This window comes from Skermania sp. ID1734 (assembly GCF_007489285.1).
GTDB lineage: Bacteria > Actinomycetota > Actinomycetes > Mycobacteriales > Mycobacteriaceae > ID1734.
Genome location: NZ_VLIY01000018.1, coordinates 59,136 through 84,344, shown reverse-complemented (window position 1 = coordinate 84,344; position 25,209 = coordinate 59,136). Strand labels below are relative to the sequence as shown.

At 65.7% G+C, this 25,209-nt stretch carries 22 protein-coding genes; 13 read left to right on the top strand and 9 right to left on the bottom strand.

Annotated elements, in window-relative coordinates:
* Positions 1–86: 86 nt before the first annotated feature.
* Positions 87–2,375 carry a bifunctional (p)ppGpp synthetase/guanosine-3',5'-bis(diphosphate) 3'-pyrophosphohydrolase gene (locus FOS14_RS20360; RefSeq protein ID WP_143772685.1) on the top strand — a complete coding sequence of 763 codons (2,289 nt, stop codon included), beginning with the start codon at positions 87–89 and terminating at the stop codon, positions 2,373–2,375.
* Here the strand turns inward: FOS14_RS20360 and FOS14_RS20355 are convergent.
* Positions 2,372–3,175 carry a peptidylprolyl isomerase gene (locus FOS14_RS20355; protein WP_143772655.1) on the bottom strand — a complete coding sequence of 268 codons (804 nt, stop codon included), beginning with the start codon at positions 3,173–3,175 and terminating at the stop codon, positions 2,372–2,374. The two genes, FOS14_RS20360 and FOS14_RS20355, sit on opposite strands and share 4 nt — an antisense overlap.
* Positions 3,175–4,065 (bottom strand): peptidylprolyl isomerase, encoded by an 891-nt coding sequence (locus FOS14_RS20350; RefSeq protein WP_143772654.1) that lies wholly within the window; start codon positions 4,063–4,065, stop codon positions 3,175–3,177. The genes FOS14_RS20355 and FOS14_RS20350 overlap by 1 nt, the downstream gene beginning before the upstream one ends.
* Before the next feature lie 293 nt (positions 4,066–4,358).
* Between FOS14_RS20350 and hisS the strand changes: the two genes are divergently transcribed.
* The 5 genes from hisS (at position 4,359) to FOS14_RS20325 (ending at position 9,238) form a co-directional block, all read left to right on the top strand.
* Positions 4,359–5,627, top strand: a complete 1,269-nt coding sequence (gene hisS / locus FOS14_RS20345; RefSeq protein WP_143772653.1) for a histidine--tRNA ligase — start codon at positions 4,359–4,361, stop codon at positions 5,625–5,627.
* Entirely contained in the window at positions 5,624–6,253 is a 630-nt protein-coding gene (locus FOS14_RS20340; protein WP_143772652.1) for a hypothetical protein, read from the top strand. The genes hisS and FOS14_RS20340 overlap by 4 nt, the downstream gene beginning before the upstream one ends.
* 39 nt (positions 6,254–6,292) lie before the next feature.
* Positions 6,293–7,075 (top strand): nuclear transport factor 2 family protein, encoded by a 783-nt coding sequence (locus FOS14_RS20335; RefSeq protein ID WP_143772651.1) that lies wholly within the window; start codon positions 6,293–6,295, stop codon positions 7,073–7,075.
* Positions 7,076–7,151: 76 nt separating this feature from the next.
* A complete protein-coding gene (locus tag FOS14_RS20330; RefSeq protein ID WP_143772650.1) occupies positions 7,152–8,174 on the top strand; it encodes an NAD-dependent epimerase/dehydratase family protein in 1,023 nt (340 codons plus the stop codon).
* Between the two features lie 32 nt (positions 8,175–8,206).
* Positions 8,207–9,238: an Rv2578c family radical SAM protein gene (locus tag FOS14_RS20325; protein WP_143772649.1), complete on the top strand. Its 1,032-nt coding sequence runs from the start codon at positions 8,207–8,209 to the stop codon at positions 9,236–9,238.
* 8 nt (positions 9,239–9,246) lie between these two features.
* On the opposite strand, the gene FOS14_RS20320 is transcribed toward FOS14_RS20325, so the two are convergent.
* Positions 9,247–10,032 carry a helix-turn-helix domain-containing protein gene (locus tag FOS14_RS20320; RefSeq protein WP_255450480.1) on the bottom strand — a complete coding sequence of 262 codons (786 nt, stop codon included), beginning with the start codon at positions 10,030–10,032 and terminating at the stop codon, positions 9,247–9,249.
* Positions 10,033–10,146: 114 nt separating this feature from the next.
* Between FOS14_RS20320 and FOS14_RS20315 the strand changes: the two genes are divergently transcribed.
* The 3 genes from FOS14_RS20315 (at position 10,147) to FOS14_RS20305 (ending at position 13,499) form a co-directional block, all read left to right on the top strand.
* Complete coding sequence (locus tag FOS14_RS20315) at positions 10,147–10,455, top strand: hypothetical protein (protein WP_143772647.1); 309 nt, start codon at positions 10,147–10,149, stop codon at positions 10,453–10,455.
* 66 nt (positions 10,456–10,521) lie between these two features.
* On the top strand, positions 10,522–12,438 hold the full coding sequence (locus FOS14_RS20310) for a 2-oxoacid:acceptor oxidoreductase subunit alpha (protein ID WP_143772646.1): 1,917 nt from the start codon (positions 10,522–10,524) through the stop codon (positions 12,436–12,438).
* Positions 12,429–13,499: a 2-oxoacid:ferredoxin oxidoreductase subunit beta gene (locus FOS14_RS20305; RefSeq protein WP_255450484.1), complete on the top strand. Its 1,071-nt coding sequence runs from the start codon at positions 12,429–12,431 to the stop codon at positions 13,497–13,499. The genes FOS14_RS20310 and FOS14_RS20305 overlap by 10 nt, the downstream gene beginning before the upstream one ends.
* A 4-nt stretch (positions 13,500–13,503) precedes the next feature.
* Here FOS14_RS20305 and FOS14_RS20300 read toward each other — a convergent pair whose 3' ends face one another.
* Positions 13,504–14,097 carry a DUF305 domain-containing protein gene (locus FOS14_RS20300; RefSeq protein ID WP_255450479.1) on the bottom strand — a complete coding sequence of 198 codons (594 nt, stop codon included), beginning with the start codon at positions 14,095–14,097 and terminating at the stop codon, positions 13,504–13,506.
* 74 nt (positions 14,098–14,171) lie between these two features.
* Between FOS14_RS20300 and FOS14_RS20295 the strand changes: the two genes are divergently transcribed.
* A complete protein-coding gene (locus tag FOS14_RS20295) occupies positions 14,172–16,280 on the top strand; it encodes a heavy metal translocating P-type ATPase (RefSeq protein WP_143772645.1) in 2,109 nt (702 codons plus the stop codon).
* Here the strand turns inward: FOS14_RS20295 and FOS14_RS20290 are convergent.
* Complete coding sequence (locus tag FOS14_RS20290; protein WP_143772644.1) at positions 16,217–17,146, bottom strand: neutral zinc metallopeptidase; 930 nt, start codon at positions 17,144–17,146, stop codon at positions 16,217–16,219. The genes FOS14_RS20295 and FOS14_RS20290 overlap by 64 nt on opposite strands.
* A 132-nt stretch (positions 17,147–17,278) precedes the next feature.
* Between FOS14_RS20290 and aspS the strand changes: the two genes are divergently transcribed.
* Positions 17,279–19,054, top strand: coding sequence for an aspartate--tRNA ligase (gene aspS / locus FOS14_RS20285; protein WP_143772643.1), 1,776 nt, complete (start codon positions 17,279–17,281; stop codon positions 19,052–19,054).
* A gap of 6 nt (positions 19,055–19,060) precedes the next feature.
* Entirely contained in the window at positions 19,061–20,011 is a 951-nt protein-coding gene (locus FOS14_RS20280) for a DUF389 domain-containing protein (RefSeq protein WP_143772642.1), read from the top strand.
* Positions 20,012–20,077: 66 nt separating this feature from the next.
* On the opposite strand, the gene FOS14_RS20275 is transcribed toward FOS14_RS20280, so the two are convergent.
* Positions 20,078–21,118, bottom strand: coding sequence for a hypothetical protein (locus FOS14_RS20275; RefSeq protein WP_143772641.1), 1,041 nt, complete (start codon positions 21,116–21,118; stop codon positions 20,078–20,080).
* 261 nt (positions 21,119–21,379) lie between these two features.
* On the opposite strand from FOS14_RS20275, the gene FOS14_RS20270 reads away from it, so the two are divergent.
* Positions 21,380–22,549, top strand: a complete 1,170-nt coding sequence (locus FOS14_RS20270; RefSeq protein WP_143772640.1) for a phosphotransferase family protein — start codon at positions 21,380–21,382, stop codon at positions 22,547–22,549.
* 4 nt (positions 22,550–22,553) lie between these two features.
* Here the strand turns inward: FOS14_RS20270 and FOS14_RS20265 are convergent, their stop codons facing one another.
* The 3 genes from FOS14_RS20265 to FOS14_RS20255 all read right to left on the bottom strand — a co-directional run bounded on the left by FOS14_RS20265 (position 22,554) and on the right by FOS14_RS20255 (position 25,206).
* Positions 22,554–23,810, bottom strand: a complete 1,257-nt coding sequence (locus tag FOS14_RS20265; RefSeq protein ID WP_143772639.1) for an RNA polymerase sigma factor — start codon at positions 23,808–23,810, stop codon at positions 22,554–22,556.
* 5 nt (positions 23,811–23,815) lie between these two features.
* Positions 23,816–24,163, bottom strand: a complete 348-nt coding sequence (locus FOS14_RS20260; protein ID WP_143772638.1) for a YciI family protein — start codon at positions 24,161–24,163, stop codon at positions 23,816–23,818.
* A gap of 185 nt (positions 24,164–24,348) precedes the next feature.
* Positions 24,349–25,206 (bottom strand): DUF4436 family protein, encoded by an 858-nt coding sequence (locus FOS14_RS20255; protein WP_185981860.1) that lies wholly within the window; start codon positions 25,204–25,206, stop codon positions 24,349–24,351.
* Positions 25,207–25,209: the final 3 nt, after the last annotated feature.

Sequence of the window (25,209 nt, the reverse complement as noted above, 5' to 3'; positions counted from 1 at the left end):
TGACGCAGGATGTGAGTCAGGCAGACGCGAACGTGTCGGCTGACACGGCGGATAAGGCTGCCCCTACTGCGGCGGCCGACGCCGATATGCACGTTCAGCCACCGCCGGTACCGACGTCCGCCTCGCGCCGGGTGCGGGCGCGTTTGGCCCGGCGGATCACCGCCCAACGCCACGCCGCGATCAAGCCGGTGCTCGAACCACTCGTCGCGGTGCACCGGGAGCTGTATCCGAAGGCCGATCTCGGATTGCTGCAGCGCGCGTACGACGTCGCTGACGAGAAGCATGCCTCCCAGGTCCGCAAATCCGGTGACCCCTACATCACCCATCCGCTCGCCGTCGCGAACATCCTTGCCGAATTAGGCATGGACACAACCACTTTGGTGGCGGCACTGCTGCACGACACGGTGGAGGACACGGGTTATACGCTCGATCAGCTGCGCGCCGATTTTGGCGACGAGGTCGCCCATCTCGTCGATGGCGTGACCAAGCTGGACAAGGCGCTGGTCGGCAGCGCCGCCGAGGCGGAGACCATCCGCAAGATGATCATCGCGATGGCGCGGGACCCGCGGGTGCTGGTGATCAAGGTTGCCGACCGGTTGCACAACATGCGAACCATGCGCTTTCTGCCGCCGGAGAAGCAGGCTCGCAAGGCTCGCGAGACACTGGAGGTCATCGCCCCGCTGGCGCACCGGCTGGGCATGGCCACAGTCAAGTGGGAGCTCGAGGATCTTTCCTTCGCGATCCTGCACCCCAAGAAGTACGAGGAGATCGTGCGTCTGGTGGCCGATCGGGCGCCGTCGCGCGACACCTATTTGGCCAAGGTGCGCGACGAGGTCACCGCCACGCTCAATGCCTCACGGATCAATGCCGTGGTGGAGGGCCGACCGAAGCACTACTGGTCGATTTATCAGAAGATGATCGTCAAGGGCCGCGACTTCGACGACATTCACGACCTGGTCGGGATCCGCATTCTCTGCGACGAAGTGCGTGACTGTTATGCCGCCGTGGGCGTGGTGCATTCGCTGTGGCAGCCGATGGCGGGCCGGTTCAAGGACTACATCGCCCAGCCGCGGTTCGGCGTGTACCAGTCGCTGCACACCACCGTGGTGGGGCCGGAGGGCAAGCCGCTGGAGGTGCAGATCCGCACCCGCGACATGCACCGCACCGCGGAGTTCGGCATCGCCGCGCACTGGCGCTACAAGGAGACTCGCGGCAAGAACAACACCGCGAAGCATTCCGACATCGCTGAAGTCGACGACATGGCGTGGATGCGTCAGCTGCTCGACTGGCAGCGGGAGGCCGCGGACCCGGGCGAGTTCCTGGAGTCGCTGCGATACGACCTCGCGGTCAAAGAGATCTTCGTCTTCACTCCCAAGGGCGACGTGATCACCTTGCCGGCCGGGTCGACGCCGGTGGACTTCGCCTACGCGGTGCACACCGAGGTCGGTCACCGATGTATCGGCGCCCGGGTGAACGGCCGCCTGGTCGCGCTGGAGCGCCAACTCGAAAACGGCGAAGTGGTCGAGGTTTTCACGTCCAAGGCGCTCAATGCCGGGCCGAGCCGGGACTGGCAGTCGTTCGTGGTGTCACCGCGGGCGAAGGCGAAGATCCGGCAGTGGTTCGCCAAAGAGCGGCGCGAAGAGGCGCTCGAGGCCGGCAAGGAGGCGATTGCCAAGGAGGTGCGCCGCGGCGGCCTTCCCTTGCAGCGGTTGCTGACCGCCGAGGCGATGGCCGCGATCGCGCACGAACTCCGCTACGCCGACGTCTCCGCCCTGTACACAGCGGTGGGGGAGAACCATGCGTCGGCGCAACACGTGGTGCAGCGCCTCGTCGCGCACTTCGGCGGGGTCGGGGATGTCGAGGAGGAACTCGCCGAACGGGCCACCCCGTCGACGGTGCCGAGCCGGCCGCGGACAACCGGCGACGCCGGGGTGCTCATTCCGGGTGCACCGGGCACCGTCGCCAAGCTGGCCAAGTGCTGCACGCCGGTCCCGGGTGACGAAATTCTCGGTTTCGTGACGCGCGGCGGAGCGGTGAGCGTGCATCGCACCGACTGCACGAATGCGGGCTCGCTGCAGCAGCAGGCCGAGCGGATTATCGATGTGCAGTGGGCACCGTCGCCGTCATCGGTGTTCCTGGTCGCCATCCAGATCGAAGCGCTGGACCGGCACCGCCTTCTTTCGGACGTCACGAAGGTGCTCGCCGACGAGCGTGTGAACATTCTTTCCGCGTCTGTCACCACGTCGGGTGATCGGGTTGCGGTGTCCAAGTTCACCTTCGAAATGGGTGACCCGAAGCACCTCGGCCACGTGCTGAACGTCGTACGCAACGTGGAAGGCGTGTACGACGTCTACCGGGTCACCTCCGCGGCCTAACTGACCGTGGCCTTCTCGATGGTCACTGGCTTGTTCGGCTTCCCACCGCCGACGCCTGCCATGGAGTTGTCATCGCCGGCTGCGGCAATCTTGTCGATCGTGGCCAAGCCGTCCTTCGAGATCGTGCCGAACACCGTGTACTGCGGCGGTAGTGGCGAGTCGCCGAAGACCAGGAAGAACTGGCTCCCATTGCTGTTGGGCGCGCCGGTGTTGGCCATCGCCACGACGCCGCGCGGATACGTCGTCGGCAGAGACAGGTTCTGGTCGCCGGGCTGGTAGGCCGTGAACGGGTATTCGGTGGCGTAGCCGTAGCCGGGTCCGCCGCTACCGGTGCCCGTGGGATCGCCGCACTGCAGCATCATCAGCCCGGTGGTGCTCAGTCGGTGACAGGGCGTGTTGTCGAAGTAGCCCTGTTTGGTGAGGCTGACGAAGCTGTTCACCGTGCACGGGGCCTCGGCTGGATCCAGCGTCAGTTCGATCGGGCCCTGGTTGGTGGTCATCGAAATTTTCGGCGAACCCGACGTCGACGCGGTCGCCGGCGGCGGCTGCACCGGACGGGCGGGCTTGCCGTCGGGCGTGTAGGTGCACGACACGGATGCAGCCGACGGTTTGGGGGCCGGTGGCAGCTTGTTGAACTGCGCGGGGTTCAGACCGGTGTCGGGGTTCGTTTGGCCGGCGCTGGTCGAGGCCGGCTGCGATGACGATCCGGCCGCTGATGACGATGACGATCCATTCGAGCAACCGGCGGTTGCGAGCACGGCGCTGAGTCCGAGCATGGGGACGAGATAACGTGCGCGCATCAGCTCACCTTCACGGATTTGATGTCGACTGGAAGTACTGGCTTGCCATCTTCGCCCGCGGGTGCGCCGGGCGCTGCGGCCGCGATGCCGCCCTTTGCGATCTTGTCCAAGGTCGCGAGCCCAGTGTTGTCGATGGTGCCGAACACCGTGTACTGGGGCGGCAACTTGGAATCACCGTAGACCAGGAAGAACTGACTGCCGTTGGTGTCGGGACCCGCGTTGGCCATGGCGATGATGCCGCGCTTGTATTGCATCGCCTTTTGCCCGTTGGGGTCCTCGGGCGAGTACTGGTCGGTCGGAAACTCGTTGGCGAACTGGTAACCAGGGCCGCCGTTTCCCTTGCCGGTCGGGTCGCCACACTGCAGAACCTTCAGGTCCGCCGAGTTGGTGAGCCGGTGGCAGGGGGTGTTGTCGAAGAACCCCTGCTTGGCCAGGCTGACGAAGTTGTTGACGGTACAGGGCGATTCGGCATTGTTGAGTTTCAACCCGATCTCGCCCTGGCTGGTGTCCAGGCTCACGTCGATGGTCGCCGGGCTGGTGGCGATGTTGTCGGTAGCTGGCGGCTGTACTGGCTTGGCCGCCGGGGCGCCGCCCGGTGGGTAGTTGCACTTGACGGTGGCGGGCAGCGCGGTGGCCCGGGCCGTCGGCATGGGGATGGCCGGCACGTCTTGGGCCGGCGTTGTGGTTTCGGCGCTGGCGGTGTTGGTTGTGCTGTCGTCGCCCTTGGTCAGCAGGACGACAGAGGTGATCGCGCCGACGACGACAATGGCTGCGATGACCGAACCGGCGATCGTGAGTTGCTTGCGTCTGCGCGCCCGTTCGGCGCGTCGCTCGAGTTGGCGCTGCAGCTTGCGCTTCGCGGCCTCGCGTCGCTGTTCGTTGGTGGGCACGGGCCCTGACCTCCTCATCACCGTTCCGATCGAGCCGGCCAATACCAGACCGGCCATAGAGTCTGCCATCCAAGTCTGAGAGGACCTCGAGTGGAGGGCGGCCGTGAGCATCGCAGTGAGTACCGCAGCGTGAGCGAGGAACGGAGCGAGGAGCGGAGCGGGCGGCCGTAACGACCGACAACTCGAGTGGAGGGCGGCCGTGAGCATCGCAGCGGAGCGAGGAGCGGAGCGGGCGGCCGTAACGGCCAAGACCTAGGGTCGGTCGCGCGACGGCACGATTTAGGCTGTTTGCCGTGAGCAAACCGAGCGCATTCTCCGCGCCGAAGGGCGTCCCGGACTACGTCCCGCCGGATTCCGCGACTTTCGTGGCGGTCCGCGACGGGCTGCTGAGTGCTGCCCGCCTGGCCGGGTACGGCCACATCGAGCTCCCGATTTTCGAGGACACCGCACTGTTCGCGCGTGGTGTCGGCGAGTCGACCGACGTGGTGACCAAGGAGATGTACACCTTCGCCGACCGCGGTGACCGTAGTGTCACCCTGCGACCAGAGGGTACGGCCGGTGTGATGCGTGCGGTGATCGAGCGCGGCCTCGACCGCGGCGCATTACCGGTCAAGCTCAGCTACTCGGGCCCCTTCTTCCGCTACGAGCGACCGCAGGCCGGGCGCTACCGGCAATTGCAGCAGGTGGGCGTCGAGGCGATCGGTGTCGATGATCCGGCCCTGGACGCCGAGGTGATCGCGGTGGCGGATGCGGGCTTCCGCGGCCTCGGGCTCGAGGGTTTCCGGCTCGAGATCACCTCTCTGGGCGATGAAACCTGCCGTCCGCAGTATCGGGAGCTGTTGCAGGACTTCCTTTTCCGATTGCCGCTGGACGAGGAGACCCGGCGGCGTGCGCAGCTCAATCCACTGCGGGTCCTCGACGACAAGCGGCCAGACGTTCGGGAAATGACCGCCGACGCGCCGCTGATGATCGACCATCTTTCGGAGTCGGCGAAGGCGCACTTCGACTCCGTGCTGGGATATCTCGACGCGCTCGAGGTGCCGTACGTAATCAATCCGCGCATGGTGCGCGGGCTCGACTACTACACGAAGACGACGTTCGAGTTTGTCCACGACGGCCTCGGTGCCCAGTCGGGCATCGGAGGCGGCGGCCGGTATGACGGCCTGATGGCCGACCTCGGTGGTCAGCCGCTGTCCGGTATCGGGTTCGGGCTCGGCGTCGACCGGACAATGCTTGCGCTGGCCGCCGAAGGAAAGACCGTCGGCGACCAGGCGCGCTGCCAGGTCTTCGGGGTGCCGCTCGGCGACGCCGCGAAGGCTCGCCTCGTGGTGGTCGCCCAACACCTCAGGCAACGCGGCATCAGCGTTGACCTCGCGTACGGCGGTCGCGGCGTCAAGGGGGCGATGAAGGCGGCGGATCGGTCGGGGGCCGAGTTCGCGCTTGTGCTGGGCGACCGTGACCTGGCCGCGGGGACGGTCGGGGTGAAGAATCTCAAAACGGGCGAGCAGCAAGATGTTTCGCTGGACAATGTGGTGGTGGTAATCCAGAACGAGCTGAGGTGAGCGCCGAGGGAGATCTCACGATCGACCTGGTGCCGACGCAGCTGGTCGCCCCGCGGCTGCGGCGCATCGCGGCCATCGCTGTCGTGGTCGGCGTCGTCGTGGCGTTGCTTGCCGGTGCGGCTACGACCTGGCCGGTGGGTATCGTCGCGGGGGCGGTTGTGGGCGGTCCGACGGCGGTAGCGGCCCTGCTGTCCATGCGGCGCAGGACATGGCTGACCGGCACGGTGGTGCGTTCGCGCCGGTTGCTGCGCACTCGGCACGTGGACCTTGCGGCCGCGCAGACAGCGGAATTGACTGTGCGTTCCGGCCGGATCAGCCAGATCAGTCTCAAGATCGGCGACGGCAACAGGTCCGCCGCGGTCCCGCTGGCGCTGTATACCGACACGGGCGGGCGCGAATTGGAAGTCCTCGGCCTGCGTCGCTTGGCCGACGGATTGGCGGCGGGGGAGTTGGTCGCGGCGGCAGCCTTGTCGTCGGTGCTCGTCGAACAGCTGCGCGCCGAGGCGCGCGGCGCTGGCATCGATGAGCGGCCGCTCTATCGAGCGGTGCGGCTGGTGCGCGACAGTGGTCGTGCGTCGTTCACGACGCTGTCCGACGCCGAGGTGGCCGCGCTGCTGGAGGCGTAAGCCGGAGTCCCGCACAGGCACCGAGGCATAGTAGGTGCCGTGCCCACCGAAACAGAGTTGCTGGAATTCGTGAGCCAATCGCCCCGGTTCGTTGCTGAACACGACCGCGCATCCTGGCTCGGGCTCTTCGCCGCGGACGGGGTTGTGAACGATCCGGTCGGTTCGCGGCCGCATGTGGGGCGCGAGGCGATCGGTCGCTTTTATGACACCTTCATTGGCCCGAACGAGGTGGTATTCGATGTCGATCACGACATCGTCTGCGGCACAACGGTGATTCGTGACCTCACGCTGCACACCACGATGTCGACGGGCGCAGAGCTCATCGTTCCGATGCATCTGCGCTACGAGTTGGCCGTGGACGCGGGCCGGTTGGCGATCGGCGGGCTGTTTGCGCATTGGGAACTGCCGTCGATGGTGACGCAACTGCTTCGCTGCGGCGGGCCGGGTGTGCGCGCCGCGCTGCGGCTGACTCCGCAGTTGTTGAGTAGTCAGGGCGTCGGCGGTGCGCTGGGGTTCGCTCATGGTTTCCGACGCGTCGGAGGCTCCCAGGCGCGGACGGCGGCTCGGTTTCTCGACGCGGTGGCCGCGGGCAGGCGGGAGGTCGCGGTGGCGATGGCCTCGGCGGCTGAGCTGGAATACCCTGAGGGCCAAGCTGTTTCCATCGACGAGTTGTTGTCGCAGGTGCGTGGCTTACGGTGGCGCAAGATGATCCGCGCCGGGCGGTCGATCACCGTGAGCGTCGAGGTCGGCGGCCGGCCCGCGGTGGTGGTGTTCGACTGTCCGGTGCGGCGGGGCATCGCAGCGGTGCGGTTCTACGGCTAATTCAGCCCTGTCGAATTAGAACAAGTTCTAGTACGCTCGGTGGCGTCACAGGTCCTCCAACGTTGAAGGTCGTCGGATGAAGGTTGCGGTTACCGGAGCCGCCGGGTACGTGGGCACCAACCTGCTCACCGTGCTGGCGCAGCAGGGTCACGAGATCACGGCAATTGACAGGGTGCGGTCGCTCCACTCGCCCGCCGGGGTGCGATGGGTGGAGGGAGACGTTCTCGACGTCGCTTCCATGCGCCGCGCGATCGACGGTGCCGAAGTGGTGTATCACCTTGTTGCCATGATTACGCTGGCCCAGCGCGATGATCGGGCCTGGGCGGTGAACGTTCAGGGTGTGCGCAACGTTGCCGAGGCCGCCTTGGACGTAGGTGCCCGCCGATTGGTGCATTGCAGCTCTATCCACTCGTTCGACCAGTACACCTGCGGTGGCCACATCGATGAGAGTTCGCCACGCTCGGCCGACGGTTCGATCCCGGTCTACGACCGTTCGAAGTGGTTCGGCGAAATCGAACTGCGCAAGGTCGTCGACAAGGGCCTCGATGCGGTGATTTGCAACCCGACCGGCGTTTTCGGGCCCGTCGACTACGGGCTGTCGCGGATCAATTCGATGCTGCGCGATTCAGCTCGCGGGCGGGTGCCGCTCGTCATTTCCGGCGGATTCGACTTGGTCGACGTGCGAGACGTCGCCGCTGGACTGGTGGCCGCATCCGAGAAGGGCCGGACGGGGGAGAACTATCTTCTCACCGGGGAAATGGTCCGGCTGTTCGATGCTTTCCGGCTGGCCGCGGCCTGTGCCGGGCGGCGGGGGCCGCGGTATGCGCTTCCGCTGCGGGCAATTACGCCCATTCTGCCGATCGCCGAACCGATCGGGCGTCGCTTCGGGTCCGACGTGGTCTCGCGCGCGGCATTGGGGGCGCTGCTTGCCGCGCCCATCGTCGACGGCTCGAAGGCGCGCGCCGAACTCGGTTATCGACCGCGGTCGACCACCGAGACGGTTCGAGATCTGGTCGCGTTCTTCGTGACTTCCGGCCAGCTGACGCGACGGCCCGCGCGCAAGGCCGCAAATACGCGCGCGGCGGCCGCGGGAGCTTGACGAGACGTTAGAACGCGTGTTCGACTTGGCTCATGCGATGGCAAGGCCAAGTATTGGACGCCACCGGCCCGCCCCCTCTCGATGGAGCGTTGCCTGGTTTGGAGCGCGCTGGATTCGTTCGAACCGTACAGACACCGGAGTTCGAGGGTGTCACCTTTCACGAGGTCCTGTGCAAGAGCGCGCTCAACAAGATTCCGCCGGAATCGAACGTGCCGTTCTCGTGGACGGTCAACACCATGCGCGGCTGCACTCACGCCTGCCGCTATTGTTTCGCGCGGTCGACCCACGAGTACCTCGAACTCGACGCCGGTCACGACTTCGACTCGCAAATCGTGGTCAAGGTGAACGTGGTGCCGGTGCTGCGGGCCGAGTTGAATCGCCGGTCGTGGCGGCGGGAGGCGGTGGCGCTCGGCACCAACACGGATCCGTATCAGCGCGCCGAGGGCCGCTACCGGCTGATGCCCGGAATCATTGGTGCACTGACGGATTCGGGTACCCCCTTCTCGATCCTCACCAAGGGAACGGTGCTGCGCCGCGACCTGGGGCTGCTGAGCATGGCCGCAGACCAGGTGCCGGTAGGCATCGGCGTCTCGCTGGCGATACTCGACCCGCATTTGCAGCAGCAGCTCGAACCCGGGACGCCGCTACCGAAGGCGCGTTTGGACTTGATTCGCAGCATCGCCGAAGCGGGGTTCGACTGCACGGTCATGGTCGCACCCGTAATTCCCTATCTCACCGACAGCGCCGAACATCTCGATGCGCTGCTGTCCGCTATCGCCGAGGCAGGCGCCACCCGGGCCGTTTGCTTTGCCATGCACCTGCGCGGCAGCACCCGCGGCTGGTTCCTGGGTTGGCTCGGCGAGCATCATCCAGCATTGCTGCGCCGCTATCGCCAGCTCTACGGCCGCGGCGCGTACGTCTCGTCCGAATACTCGACATGGTTACGCGAGCGCGTCTCGCCGCTGTTGCGGCGGCACGGGCTGGATCGAACGGACTCGACACCATTGCGGCAGGTTCAAGAGCCGGTCGAACCGCAGCGGCCGCTGGCCCTCACGCTCTTCTGATCATGGAGCTACTGGCGCGCAAGGAAATCGGCCGTCGCTTTGTCGGCTGGATAGAACGCTTCTATCGCCAGTTCCGCGACCGTCACGTCCAGCGGTGTCCCGAAAACCGTCGTGGTGCTGATGAACGCGAGCTCCTCGCCGGCGGGGCTCGCAAGTCGCACCGGTACAACGAGACCGGCGGTGTCTTCCGCAGGCTCGGCGGATTTCGCCGACGGGTAGCGCGCGAGCTCGTCATGAAGCCGATACAAGCCCTCGTCCGCCGTCGCCGCGCATTGGCGCGACAACCGGTGCAGGATATGCGCGCGCCACTGACTCAAGTTGCGAATCCGTGGCGCGAGACCGTCGGGATGCAGGCTCAGGCGCAGCACATTCACCGGTGGTTCGAGCAGTCGCGGCGCGCAGCCGTCGAGAAACAGGCTGACCGCGGCGTTGGACTCCACCAGATCCCAGTGCCGGTCCACGACGAGCGCCGGGGCGGGCAAGTGGCCGTCAAGCACCTGTCGAATCGCATCCGAGACGGCTGCCATCGGGACATCGGCGAGCGTGTGCTCGGGGTAAGCCGGGGCGTACCCGCCGGCGAGCAGCAGTTGGTTCTGTTCGCGCAAGGGGATGTCGAGGTGGTCGCTGAGCTTGAGCAGCATCGACCGCGTGGGTCTGGCGCGGCCGGTTTCGAGAAAGCTCAGGTGCCGCGCGGAAACTGCGCTGCGCGTTGCCAATTCAAGCTGGCTCAGGCGGCGTTGCTCTCGCCAGTGGCGAAGCAGGACACCGACCGGTTGACGCTGCGAAGTGGTCACGCATGTCGACGCTAGGGCAGTCGGGGAAGCGTGTCGATTACCTCGCGGGTAATCGACGTCATGAACAACGGAGACGAGCATGGAGGTGCACCAAATCGCAGAAGGAGGCCGAGAATGCCCGTCAGCACTGCACCCGATCACGTCACCGTTCCCCGCTGGCTGCGCCTCGTGCTGATATCGGACCGGGCCGGCTCCTCGTGGTACATCGGAACCAGCTTCTTTTTCGGCCCGGTAATGATCGCGGTCGCTCCGTGGCCGCAAGTCCGCACGGCCGTTTGGATCAGCATCGCACTGGCGGGGCTGTGGCTCGGGTTGCTCGGCGTCGCGATGGCCGTCGGTCTCTCGAAAGTCCTTCGCAGCAACGGCGAAATCACCGAGGACTACTGGCGCACGATCATCGATTACGGCGGCCCACGGTCATGATCGGAAATCGACCGCAGGATGCCGTAACGTGAAAAGTGGGCTGATGGGTGAAAGGTTGGCGCATCGATGACAGCTGACGCCGCAACCGAAAAACTCGAACGAGTCGTCATTAGATTCGCCGGCGACTCGGGTGACGGCATGCAGTTGACCGGGGATCGGTTCACGCACGAGGCGGCGGCGTTCGGCAACGATCTGGCCACCCAACCGAACTTTCCCGCCGAGATCCGGGCGCCCCAAGGCACCCTTCCGGGCGTCTCGTCCTTTCAGATCCAAATCGCCGACTACGACATTTTCACCGCGGGTGATCGCCCGGATGTGCTCGTCGCGATGAACCCGGCTGCGCTCAAGGCCAACATTGCTGACGTCCCGCGCGGCGCCACGATCATCGCCAATGCGGACGAGTTCACGCGTCGCAACCTGGCCAAGGCCGGGTATTCGGCGAACCCGCTGGAGGACGACTCGCTGAGCGCCTACGTCGTGCACAAGGTGGCCATGACGACCCTGACGCTCGGCGCCGTCGCGGACAGCGGCGTCAGCAAGAAGGACGCGCAGCGCGCCAAGAACATGTTCGCCCTCGGGCTGCTGTTCTGGATGTATCACCGGTCGGCGACCGCCACCGAGGACTTTCTGCAGGCGAAGTTCGCCACGAATCCACCACTGGCGCAGGCCAACATCATGGCCTTGCGGGCGGGCTGGAACTACGGCGAAACTACCGAGAGCTTCGCGGCGCCGTATGCGGTGGCCCCCGCGTCGCTGCCAGCCGGAACCTACCGCCAGATCACCGGCAATACCGCCTTGGCCTACGGCGTGCTGGCCGCGGGTCAACTCTCGGGACTGCCGATCTTCCTGGGGTCGTACCCGATCACGCCGGCGTCGGACATCCTGCATGAGCTGAGCAAGCACAAACGGTTCGGTGTGGTGACCGTCCAGGCCGAGGACGAGATTGCCGGTGTCGGCGCCGCGCTCGGTGCATCGCTCGGCGGGGCGCTCGGCGTGACCAGCACGTCCGGGCCGGGCCTGGTGCTCAAGAGCGAAACCATCGGGCTGGCGGTTATGACCGAGGTGCCGCTGCTGATCATCGATGTGCAGCGCGGCGGTCCCTCGACCGGGCTGCCCACCAAAACCGAGCAGGCCGACCTGCTGCAGGCGCTGTATGGCCGCAACGGCGAGTCACCGGTCGCGGTGCTGGCCCCGCGATCACCGGCCGACTGCTTCGCCACCGCGCTGGAAGCAGCCCGGATCGCCCTGACCTACCGCACGCCCGTGGTGCTGCTGTCTGACGGCTCGATCGCCAATGGCGCTGAGCCCTGGGCGATTCCAGACTTGGCCAGCGTTGAGCGCATCGATCCGCACTTCAGCGGGGCCGCCGAAGCCGATTCATATCAGCCGTATGCGCGCGATCCGGATACCTTGGCGCGCGCGTTCGCCGTGCCGGGAACGCCGGGCCTCGAGCACCGCATCGGCGGGCTGGAGAAGGCCAACGGCACGGGGAACATCTCCTACGACCCGGCCAACCACGATCTGATGGTGCGGCTGCGGCAAGCCAAGATCGATGGCATCGCGGTGCCCGAAGTGACTGTCGACGACCCTGACGGGGACGCCGACCTGCTGCTCGTCGGCTGGGGCAGTTCGTACGGCCCGATGGCGGAAGCGTGCCGGCGTGCTCGGGTGGCGGGGAAGAAGGTCGCGCACGTGCACCTCCGGCACCTGAACCCTTTGCCGCCCAACCTCGGTGACGTGCTGCACGCCTACCCGATCGTCGTGGCGCCGGAGATGAACCTGGGCCAGCTGTCGATGCTGCTGCGCGCCCGGTTCCTCGTCGACGTTCAGCCGGTGACGAAGGTGGCGGGTGTCTCGTTCGCGACCAGTGAGATCGAGGACGTCATCACTGCCGCGCTCGACGGTTCGCTGGCAAAACAAGAACTCGGAAAAGCCGAATTCGCGCGTAAGAGCGTGATTTCTTCGGGGGAGGGATCGTTGTGACGGCGGCACCGACAGAACTCGGGCTACCCGGCTACGGTCAGGTCCCGCTATCCGAAATGCCTTTGCATGCCAAGGATCTGACCTCCGACCAGGAGGTGCGGTGGTGCCCTGGGTGCGGCGACTACGTCATTCTCGCGACTATGCGCAGTTTCCTGGCCGAACTGGGTCTGCGCAGGGAAAACCTGATGTTCGTGTCGGGGATCGGCTGCTCGAGCCGATTCCCGTACTACCTCGACGCCTACGGTATCCACTCGATCCATGGCCGGGCACCCGCAATCGCCACCGGACTCGCCGTGACGCGGCCCGACCTGTCGGTGTGGGTCATCACGGGCGACGGCGACTCGCTTTCGATCGGCGGCAATCACCTGATCCACGCGTTGCGCCGCAACATCAACGTCACCATTGTCTTGTTCAACAACCGGATCTACGGGCTTACCAAGGGCCAGTACTCGCCGACGTCCGAGGTGGGGAAGGTGACCAAGTCGACGCCGCTGGGTTCGGTCGACCATCCGTTCAACCCGCTCTCGCTGGCATTGGGCGCAGAGGCGACATTTGTTGCGCGGGCGCTGGATTCGGACCGCCCTTCGTTGTCACGGGTGCTGCGTGCGGCGGCGGAACACCGCGGTGCTGCGTTCGTCGAGATCCTGCAGGACTGCCCGATCTTCAACGACGGATCGTTCGATGTATTGCGCAAGGACGAGGCCGAACAACGGCTGATTCCGCTCGTCGACGGTGAGCCGATTCGCTTCGGCCGTAACGGCGAATACTGCGTCGTGCAAAGCGGATTCGGTCTCGAGGTCGCGCAAACCGGGTCCGTCGACCCGGCACGCATCGTCGTGCACGACGCCCACACCGACCGGCCGGAGTACGCCTTCGCCTTGTCGCGGCTTTCCGACCAAGATCTGGGTCACGTGGTGACGGGCGTTTTCCGCAATGTGGTCCGACCCACCTACGACGACGGCGTCCGCGCGCAGGTGGCCGCTGCTCGCGAACAATCGCCCGGCGGACTTGGCCAGCTGCAGCAGTTGATCACCGGCCCGGATACGTGGACGGTCGGCTGAGCGTTTACCGTTCGCCGAGCATGGTCCGCATCTGATCGACTTCGGACTGCTGGCCGGTCACGATTGCGCGCGCCAGCTTGATGGCCTGTGGGTTGGTGCCTTCCGCTATTTCGGTCTTCGCCATCTCGATCGCGCCCAGGTGATGCTCGATCATCGATTGCAGCCACTGTTTGTCGAAGTCGGCGCCCTTGGCCGCCTTCAGCGCGTCGAGTTGTTGCGGCGAGAGCATGCCGGTCATCGACGAATGCGCCGAGGCGCCGGCGGTCGGCGCGGGCTGGCCCCATTGCTGCAGCATCCCGGCGATCTGCTGCATTTCCGGGCCCTGATTCTTCTTGATGTCCGCGGCGAGCGAACGCACCTGCTGGTTATCGGTGCGATCGTTGACCAGATCGGCCATCTGGATGGCTTGGGCGTGATGCGGATACATCATTTGCAGGAAGTGGATGTCCGCCTGATTATGGGCCTCGCTGGCGGCGCTCGTCTGGGTCGTGTTGGGGGAGGCACCGTTGTCGGAGCCGCACCCAGCGGCGAGAAAGCCTGAAGCAGCGAGGGAAAGTGCCAGAACTGACGCGCGTATTCGGAGTTTTGTGGAAGGCATGGTGGTGATACTACCCAAGGGTACGGATACGGTGTAGGGGTTTATTAAATACCCGTAGGGGGTATATTCACCACATGGCCGTTCAAATGCACGAGCACGCCCATTCCGTCCAGCAGGAAAACCGCCATGCAGGGCACGGCGCGCATGGTGAGGTGTTTCGCCGGAAGTTCTGGCTGAGCCTGGTCCTCGCTGTGCCGGTTGTCGCGCTGAGCCCGATGTTCGCGGGCCTGCTCGGCTATCACGTTCCGACGTCCGGCGTACTGAGCTGGGTTCCGCCGATCATCGGCACCGTCGTCTTCTGCTACGGCGGTATGCCCTTCCTCAGCGGCGGCCGCCGCGAACTTCAACAGCGACAGCCCGGAATGATGCTGCTGATCGCGATGGCCATCACTGTCGCGTTTGTGGCGTCATGGGTCACCACGCTCGGAATTGGCGGATTCGACCTGGATTTCTGGTGGGAGTTGGCCCTGCTCGTCGTGATCATGCTGCTCGGGCACTGGCTCGAAATGCGGGCCCTCGGTGCGGCGTCCGGCGCCCTGGATGCGTTGGCGGCCTTGCTTCCCGACCAAGCCGAGCGCATCGTTCCCGGGCGGAATGATGAACGCATCGAGACGGTCGATATTGCCGAGCTACGCCCCGGTGAGGTGGTGTTGGTTCGCCCAGGCGGTCGTGTTCCCGCCGACGGCGTGGTCGTCGACGGCGAGGCGGAGGTCGACGAGTCGATGATCACCGGTGAATCGCGTGCCGTGCGCAGGACCACTGGTGATCCGGTAGTCGCGGGCGCGGTTACCACCGACAGCACACTGCGGATTCGGGTCGCTGCCGTCGGGGAGCAGACCGCTCTCGCCGGGATTCGACGTCTCGTCGCTGATGCGGAGGCCTCCTCGTCACGGGCGCAAGCGCTCGCGGACTGGGCTGCCGCGTTCCTGTTCTATTTCGCCTCGATCGCGGGCCTGGCGACCTTCGCGGTGTGGACGCTGCTCGGTCATCTCGACAGTGCCGTCGTACGAACCGTGACCGTCCTGGTTATCGCCTGCCCCCACGCCCTCGGCCTGGCGATTCCGCTGGTGATCGCATTGTCCACGGAACGCGCCGCCAAGGCTGGCGTGCTCGTGAAGGACCGGCTTGCACTCGAGCGCATGCGAGCGATCGACGTTGTGCTGTTCGACAAGACGGGCACCCTGACCGAAGGCGGTCATCGGGTTACCGGAGTCTCCGCGGCGCCGGGGCGGTCGGAGGCGGATGTCATTTCCCTTGCAGCTGCTGTCGAAGCCGACAGTGAGCACCCGCTCGCTCGCGCGATCGTTCGGGCACGGAAAGCGTCGATGCCTGCGTTGCGCGCCACCGATTTTCGGGCGATGCCGGGCCGTGGTGTCCGGGCGCGGGTGGATGGCCGTGATGTCTATGTGGGTGGTCCGGCCCTGCTCGCCGAACTCGGAGTGCCGAACGATCTTGCCGGTGCAACAGAGCTGTGGGTGCGCAGAGGCGCGACTGTCCTCTACGTCATCGAGGGAGCGTCGGTGATCGGTGCACTCGCCCTCGAGGACGCGGTGCGCGAACAGTCCCGCTCGGCGGTGGACGGGCTACATCGGCGTGGCGTCAAGGTAGCGATGATCACCGGCGATGCCCGGCAAGTCGCGGATTCGGTGGCTGCCGACCTCGGCATCGACGAGGTATTTGCGGAGGTGCTGCCGCAGGACAAGGACGCGAAGGTGGCCCAGTTGCAGACACGTGGCCATCGCGTTGCGATGGTCGGTGACGGTGTTAACGACGCGCCGGCCCTTGCGCGTGCGGACGTGGGCATCGCGATCGGTGCTGGCACTGACGTGGCGATCGAGTCGGCCGGTGTCGTGCTCGCTGGCGATGACCCCCGCGCGGTGCTGTCGGTCATCGAATTGTCGCGCGCTAGCTACCGCAAGATGTGGCAGAACCTCGTGTGGGCGACCGGTTACAACGTCATCGCGGTGCCGCTCGCCGCCGGGGTGTTAGCTTTCCTCGGCGTCGATATTCCGCCGGCAGTCGCGGCGGTCCTCATGTCCGTTTCGACGATCGTGGTCGCGCTCAACGCGCAACTGCTTCGCCGCATCGACCTCGATCCGGACCGACTGGCGGGCCTGGCTCAGCGCAGCGCCGGGGGATTGCTCAGGTCCGGTGCCGAGAAGGTGTCGCACGCTGAAACCTGACCCGTTCGGTAACCGGTCAGGAACCATTGCTGGCGTTCCTCGCTCGACCCGTGCGTCCACGTTTCCGGGTTGGTTCGGCCCTGTGCTTGTTTCTGGATCCGGTCGTCGCCCACCGCGGCGGCAGCCGACAGAGCGTCCTGCACATCCTGATCGGTCAGCTTCTTCAGGTATGGCTGGTTGCTCCCGGGCGCGGGCAGGGTGTCGGCATAGTGCGCCCACAGGCCCGCGTAGCAGTCTGCCTGCAGTTCGGTGCGGACGGACGCGGACTCGGCGCCCTGCGGGTCCGACTGAGCACGGCCGATGTCGCCGAGTTCGTTCTGGATGTGGTGACCGATCTCGTGCGCGACGACATACTCCTGGGCGAGCGGGCCGCCGCTGGAGCCGAACCGATCGACGAGTACCTGGAAAAAGCTGGTGTCGAAGTATGCCGTTGAGTCGACCGGACAGTAGAACGGGCCGACCTCGCTCGTGGCCTGACCGCAACCGGTGTTCACCGCACCGGAAAACAGGTGCACGGCTGGTTTCACGTACTGCTTGCCCGTCTGCTTGGGCAGCTCCGTTCCCCACACCGAGTCCAGGCTGGCCACCGTGAAAGCCACCCGGCAGTCGACGTCGCGGTTCGCGTCGGCGCCGGTCTTGCAATTTTGCAGGCTCGACCCGCCGTTGGCGTGCGGTTGGGCGCTTGTTCCCGATGATGAGCCGAAGATCGATCCGGGGTCACCGCCGAGCAGCAAAGTGATTACCAGGATGATCAGTCCGCCCGCGCCGCCGCCGAGCGCGATTCTGCCGCCGGTGCCGAACCCGCCGCCTCCACCGCCGACCGAGACGCGGTCAGGGTCCATCTGAGCGCCGTCGTTGAAGGTCATGCCGAATAGCTTCCCATGTCGGACATGGCGGGGTCCGGTGTTCGCAACTTGGCGCGGATTCAAACGTGTCCTACCGGCTCCGTAGGATCACACTCGCCCGATCCCTCGCAGCACAACCGGAAGGACCCCTCAGTGCTACGCACCCACTTGGCTGGATCCCTGCGCAGCGACAATGTCGGCCAGACGGTCACGCTGGCCGGCTGGGTCGCTCGTCGGCGTGATCACGGTGGGGTGATCTTCATCGACCTGCGTGACGCTTCGGGTGTGTCGCAGGTCGTTTTCCGCGAGGGGGAGGCCGCCGCGCAGGCACACCGGTTGCGTGCGGAGTACTGCGTCAGCGTCACCGGCGTGGTCGAGGCCCGGCCAACGGGCAACGAAAACCTGGAGATCCCGACTGGCGCGATCGAGGTCAACGCGTCGTCACTGACCGTGCTGAACGAGAGTGCGCCGCTGCCGTTCCAACTCGATGACCAGCCGGGGGAGGAAGCCCGCCTCAAGTACCGCTACCTCGATCTGCGTCGGGCCGAACCCGCGCGCGCTATGCGACTTCGGTCCAAGGTCAACGCTGCGGCTCGCGAGGTGCTGGCCAAGCATGAGTTCGTCGAGGTGGAGACGCCCACGCTGACCCGGTCCACTCCGGAAGGCGCGCGCGACTTTCTGGTTCCTGCGCGGCTACAACCGGGCACGTTCTACGCTCTGCCGCAGAGCCCCCAGCTGTTCAAACAGCTGCTCATGGTCGCCGGCATCGAGCGCTACTACCAGATCGCGCGCTGCTATCGGGACGAGGATTTCCGCGCCGACCGTCAGCCCGAGTTCACCCAGCTCGACATCGAGATGAGCTTCGTGCGGCAGGAGGACATCATCCTGCTGGCCGAAGAAATCATCGTCGCGCTGTGGAAGGTCATCGGCCACGATGTGAAAACGCCGATTCAGCAGATGACCTACGCGGAGGCGATGCGCCGATTCGGCACCGACAAGCCGGATTTGCGGTTCGGCATCGAAATCGTCGAGTGCACCGAGTTTTTCGCCGAAACCCCGTTCCGGGTGTTCCAGGCGCCGTACGTGGGCGCGGTGGTCATGCCGGGTGGCGCGAGCCAGCCGCGACGCGAGTTCGACCGTTGGCAGGAGTGGGCCAAGCAGCGCGGAGCGAAGGGGCTGGCTTACGTCACCATCGATGCCGACGGCAACCTGGGTGGTCCCGTGGCCAAAAACCTGTCGGAGGGCGAACGCGCCGGACTCGCCGAGCACGTCGGTGCCACGCCTGGCGACTGCGTCTTCTTCGCCGCCGGCCCGATCAAGGCCCAGCGGGCCCTGCTTGGCGCGGCGCGGGTGGAGATCGCCAAGCGGCAGGGGCTGATCGACGAGGATGCCTGGTCGTTCGTGTGGATTGTCGACGCACCGCTGTTCGAGCCGACCGCCGAGGCCGTCGCCGCCGGTGACGTGTCCCTCGGCTACAGCGCGTGGACCGCCGTGCACCACGCGTTCACCTCGCCCAAGCCGGAGTCGATCGACACCTTCGACACAGATCCCGGTTCGGCGCTGGCCTACGCCTACGACATCGTCTGCAACGGCAACGAGATCGGCGGCGGCAGTATCCGCATCCACCGCAAGGACATTCAGGAGCGGGTATTCGCGGTGATGGGTATCAGCCATGCCGAGGCCGAGGAGAAGTTCGGCTTCCTCATCGATGCCTTCTCCTACGGTGCTCCGCCACACGGCGGTATCGCGTTCGGCTGGGACCGGATCACCGCCCTGCTCGCGGGCGCCGAATCGATCCGCGAAGTCATCGCCTTTCCGAAGTCGGGCGGTGGCGTGGACCCGCTCACCGATGCGCCGACGCCCATCACCGAACAGCAACGCAAGGAATCCGGCATCGACGCCAAGCCGGTCCCGCGCCCGGAGTCATAGCGGGCCATGCTGCACCTCCGGGTGATCTGTCCAGCCGAGCGAACCGACGCGGTGATTGCGCGGCTGGAGGCGATACCCGGTGCAACGCACATCGTCGTCAACCGCGGCTCTGCGGTGTCACCGGCCGGCGATTCGGTCCAAGCGGATGTCGCCCGCGAAAGTGTCAACCGGGTGCTCGCCGATCTCGGTGAGCTCGGCATCGACGAGTCGGGCGCAATCACGTTGGAATCGTTGGAGACGGTGGTCTCCGAGTTTGCTCGTCGCGCCGAAAAGGAAGCTCCGGGCGACCCCGACGACGCGGTCGTGTGGGCGGAATTGTTGTCGCGGACCCGCGAAGAATCCACCCTCAACATCACGTTCCTGTCATTCCTCACCATCGCCTGCCTGCTTGCGGCCGTCGGCGTGGTGACGGATTCGCCGGTGACGATCGTCGGCGCCATGGTGGTCGGACCGGAATTCGGTCCGCTCGCGGCGCTTTCGGTGGCATTGAGCCGCCGCGATTTCCGGTTGGCTCGCCGGTCCCTGATTGCGTTGCTCGTTGGCTTTCCGGTGGCGATGGTGATCACCGCGTTTGCGACGTTGGCCGCCGAAGCGGTTGGGTGGGTCAGCTACAACGCGCTTACCGACATCCATCAGGTCGACTTTGTGTATCAGGTCGGGCCGTTCTCGTTCGTGGTGGCGCTGCTGGCCGGAGCGGCAGGCATGCTGGCGCTGGTATCAGCGAAGTCGGCGGCGCTGGTCGGTGTGTTCATCTCGGTCACGACGGTTCCCGCGGCCGGTTTCGCGGTGGTTGCGGCGACGATGCAGCGGTGGCACATGGCGGCCGAATCTGCGGGCCAACTCGGCGTGAACATGCTTGGCATCGTTATTGCCGCGTTCGCCGTCCTGGCGCTACGGCCGAAGGACGGGCGCAATACGCCGCCCCTCGTGCGCGCGAAGCGAAAGTTGCTGGATTAACGCGACGAACCGGTGGCTATGGCGGCGTCCTCTCGGGATGTGACTCCATAGCCACCCGCTCGTGTTCTAACTAGTGGCCGGCGAAACGGGCCCGTTGACCAGTACGCGGTAGGCGTAGGTGCTGGCGATCAGGGTGATCGGGCCCGTCACGAGCAGGCCGACCAGCAGCAGGATGGCGCCGAGGATGTTGAGCGCGATGCACGCGAGTCCCAGCAGCACCAGCGTGCCGGCATTTTCCGAGATGATCCGGAAGCTCGACTTGATCGCAGTGACCGCATCCTGGTTCTGATCCAGCACGAACTGCAGCGTGTACCACGTCAAGAAGAGCACGACGATGCCCGGGATGATGCACAGCACGAAGCCGATCGAGGACGCGATGCCGATGAGCAGGCTGGCCACCAAGACCTGCGCCACATTGCTGAACTGGAAGAACGATCCGAATGCCGGACGGTTTCCGTCGACCTCGTGCAGGGCGCCACGCACGAAAGCCGCCTGAATAAGCGTGCTGACGACGAAGCCGACGACGAGTCCGACAATCGAGAGCACGAACGAGCCGACGGGAAACCCGTTGTCGTCGGTGCTGTAACTGAAGCCGTAACCGCCGAACGGCCACCGGACGAGGGCGCTGATGATCACGCCGATCAGCGTGATGCCCACCCACACACCGGCGTTCGACTTGAACTTCTCCCACCCGTAGGAGAGCGCAGCTCCGACGCTCAACTGTGGCGTCCCGAAACCGCCAGGTCCGTACGCGCCGCCGGGGAAGGGCTCGCCGTAGCTCGGCGGCGCGCCGTAATTCGGAGTCCCGGTCTGTCCGTACTGCGGCGGTTGCTGCCCGTATCCGGGAGGCTGCTGGGTGTACGGTTCCTGGCCGTATTGCGGTGGTTGCTGACCATACTGCGGGGTCTGTTCGCCGTAGCTCGGTGGCTGCTGGCCGTATCCAGGCGGCTGTTGACCGTACTGTGGCGGTTGCTGCCCGTACCCGGGAGGATGCTGGCCGTATCCCGGTGGCGGAGTGCCGTAGCCGGGCGGCTGGTTGGGCGGAACGCCCTGGCCCTGCGGGTGGTCGGGGCCTTCACCGCCGGTAGGCGGGTTGTTCTCAGACATGGGTGCGCGATCCTTCAGTCGATTCGGTCCAGCATCGGGCGAACTCTTGGAGTGAGAGAACCCGAAGGGGCACAGCCTGTCAAGACAGCCGCGCCGACGGGTTTGTCCAATTTGGCCTGGTGTTTCCGAACGTTCGCGCGGTGTTGCGGCGGGCTCTCGTGACCTCGCCGTGGCGCGGCGGAGTGGACGGCGTTTGCCGCGAAAATCCTGCTGCAGGGCGAGAATCCGCCGAACCGGCACAAGCGGGTACGTTGGATGGCGATGACCCCACTACTGGCAGGACATGTGGCCGAGGTCGTGACCGCGGCCGCACGATTGCTCGAGAAGCGGATGGGCGCAAAGGTGCGCCTCACCGATCCCGTCGAATTGGGCGGCAGCGGCCGCACCATGGTGCTTCGGGTAAGGGTCTCGGAGAACGCGTATTCGCTGCCCCGGACAGTGATTCTCAAGCAGGTCAAGCAATCCGATCGAGTCCGTCGTGACTTCGGGCACTGGGAGCCGGGCGTGGACAGTGCCTCCTCGGCGTTCTTGCGGGAAGCGGTTTCCTACCAGTTCGCGACTGCTCTGCCCAAGGCCGACAGGCCGGGACCCCAGTTGCTTGCCTACGACTTGAAAAAGCAGTTGTTGATTCTGAGCGACCTCGGCGACAACGCCCCGCTGGCCGCGCTGTTGGCGGAGGGCGAGCCCACGTCGGGGCATTCGTTGATGGCACTCGCTCAAGCGCTCGGACGGATGCACGCCGCGACCGTCGGGCGGGAACCGGATTTCACCGCGCTCGCCGCCCGTGCCGGCGTCCCCGGACAGGGCCGCGGCATCGCACATCAAGCTGATGCCGCTGTCGCCCGCATTCCCGCGATGCTGGCGGACACACTCGGCGTCACGGTTCCCGACGCTGTCGCCGAGGTGGCCCGCCACGGTGCGGACCTCTTTCACGGTGGACGCTTCCGCGCATTCAGTCCCTCGGATCTGTGCCCGGACAACCTGATCGTCAACGCCGACGGGGTGCGTTTTCTCGACTACGAGTGGGCGGGATTCCGCGACGCGACCCTCGATATCGCTTATGTGCTGACCGCGTTCCCAGGTTGCCTCTGCACCCACGACATATCGCTGGCACGGGCCCGCGACATGGCCGATGCCTGGCGCGCCGAAGTGGTGGGAATCTGGCCGGCCCTCGGTGACGACGAGGTGCTTGCCGCGAAGATCGTGGAAGCGGAACTGATCTGGATCTGGCTGACCACCTACTGGTTCCTGCCCGACGACGAGCGCCGGTTGGCCGCCGTCCGCGAACACACGCTGGCTGTGCCGCGATCGCGGGCTGTGATCACGCGTTGGTCCACACTCGCCGCCACGTCCGAAGCTACGGGATGCGCGGATATCGCCGACTTTGCCGGCCAGGTGATTGTCGCGCTCGAGACCGCCTGGGCCACCTGAGAACTCACGCGGTCGGCAGGTCATCGAGCTTGCTCAACAGATATTCGCGCTCGATGTCGTTGTCGGTGAGCGATACAGCCGCCTCGTAGGCACCTCGAGCCTCGGCAGTGCGTCCGAGCTCGGCAAGCCACGCGGCCCGGGCGGCTTCGGCGTATCCGTAGCCGGCCAATGCGGGTTCGGCGCCCAAGCGATCGATCAGTTCCAAACCTGCGGAGGGACCTTCGGCGAAGCCGATAGCGACGGCATGGTTGAGCGCGACCACGGGAGATGGCCACGAGGCGTACAAGCGCGCATAGAGTGCGGCAATCCGATGCCAATCGGTGTCTTCCCAGCGGTCCGCGCGGGAGTGTTCGGCCGCGATGGCCGCCTGCAGCGCGTATCTGCCGTCGCCTGGTCCGATTTCGCGCAGCAAGTCGAGCCCCTCCGCGATCGACTGGGCGTTCCACCGGCTGCGGTCTTGCTCGGCCAACGTCAACAGCCGACCGCGGGCATCGACGCGGGTTGCCCGGCGGGCATCGGTCAACAGCAACAGCGCCAGCAATCCCGCGACATTGTGGTCGGTCGGCGCCAGCGCCCGCATCATCCGTGCCAGTTGTATCGACCGATCGACAAGATCGGCGCGCACCAACGCCGAACCCGACGGCGCGGTGTGGCCCGTAGTGAACAGCAGATGGACGACGGCGCATATCGACTCCAGCCGATGCGGGAGATCGACTGCGGACGGCACGCGATACGGGATACGCGCAAGGGCGATCTTCTTCTTGGCACGCGTGATTCGGGCAGCCATCGTTGGCTCGGGAACCAGAAACGCACGCGCAACATCGGCTGTGCTGATGCCACAGACCAGTCGCAGCGTCAGCGCGACCTGAGCGTCGACTGCGAGTGACGGGTGACAACAGGTGCAGATCAGGCGGAGGCGATCGTCGGGAATCGCGGTCGCCGCTTCTATCGCATCCAATGCTGCGTCAGCCGTATCGCGTTCGGCGTCGGAGACCAACAGCGGAAGGGAACGCTGCAACGTCATCTCGCGCCGCAGGACATCCAAGGCCCGCCTATGCGCGACCGTGGTGAGCCAGGCAGCGGGATTGTTCGGCACACCGTTGCGCGTCCAATCCTGCAGCGCGCGCGTATAGGCGTCCTGGACACATTCTTCGGCAAGGTCGAGATTGCGCGTGAGACGCACCGTCGCGGCGAGCACATACGCCCACTCGCGCCGGTGCGCCTCGGCGACCGCGGCCGCTACCGTTGCGGGACGGGGCACCGGCGTCAGTCGAACACCATGACCGGGCGAACTTCGACACCGCCGAACCGGGCGGGCACCTGCTTGGCCAGTTCGATCGCGGCGTCGAGGTCGGGGGCTTCGATCAGGTAGAAACCGCCGAGTGCCTCTTTTGTTTCGGCGAATGGGCCGTCGGTGACGGACAGCGAACCATTTCCGTCGGCGCGGATGCTGGTGGCGGTCGAGGTGGGCTGCAAGGCGTTTCCCCCGACTATCGCCGGCCCGGCGTTCGCGCCGAACTTGTTGTGAGCCTCCAAGATTTCGTCCCACACCTTCTTGTCGGCGTTGGCGTAGCCGTTTTCGTCTTCGTAGATCAGAACTGCATACTGGGCCATCGTTTCGATCCTTTCCTGAATGCGGGGGGCAGCGGCGTCGGTGCCGCTACCGATACCGACGATCGAGCTTTGGCGGAATCGACAACTTCGACGAGAACAATTTTCTGCGCTGTCAGCGCTGCGGTCAGCCGGCTTTCCACCAGCACCGGACCAGTATTTTTGACGCCGGTGCTTGTTCCAGGCCGTCAGCCGGCCTTCCACCAGCACCGGACATAGATAGCCATGGCCACGATTAGTCCGCCGAGCACCCACAGCACCACGAGTCGGTCGACCCACGCGCCGGGCGGTGGTGTGCCCGGTAGCAGCGCACGCAGTGGTGCCACCGCAAACACCAACGCGCCGAACCAGGTGACCATCGGCGGGTAGAACGGGCGTTTGCCGCGCAGCGTGTTGATGGCGACGATCAGTCCGAGAGCGGTCACGCAGATCAGCAGCAGACACAACACGGCGCCTGTCGTGATGGTGCCGTTGGACCGAGTGATCGTGACGGACTGCGCATGCGTTCCATAATCGGGGCTGGCTGGCATTCCACGGGCCGACATCCGCCACCCGGACAGTGATGCGGTGACGAGCGTGTTGGGGGAGAGGTAGCTGCGCCCGGCACCGTCTTCGACGGTAACCACGCCATACACGGGCTCGGTGACATAGCGATCGAAGGGCCACGACGCAGGATCGCCGTCGGTCGCGAGTTCCACCGCGACCGTTCCAGGAACTCGTCCGGCCGGGAAGGCGATCTCCGACAGGCGCACCCGCGGGTAGAGGTCGACAGTGAGGTTCTTCTTCAGGCGCCCCTCGCTGTCGGACAGATCTTTGCCCGCCACGAAGGTGACGTTTGCATCAAGGGTTCGGCTCTCCGTGTGGACGTCCTCGATGCTCACCCACAACACAGATTCCGGTTGTTCGCCGGGCACGAGGTTTTCCGGGTACGGCTGGTCGTTGACCGCGAACACGCCGAGGACAACCGCTACCGCGTACGCAATGACAACGACCGCCCCGATCAACCATGGGAGCAACCGTTTCCTCGCTGTTGTCGGTTCCGACACTCC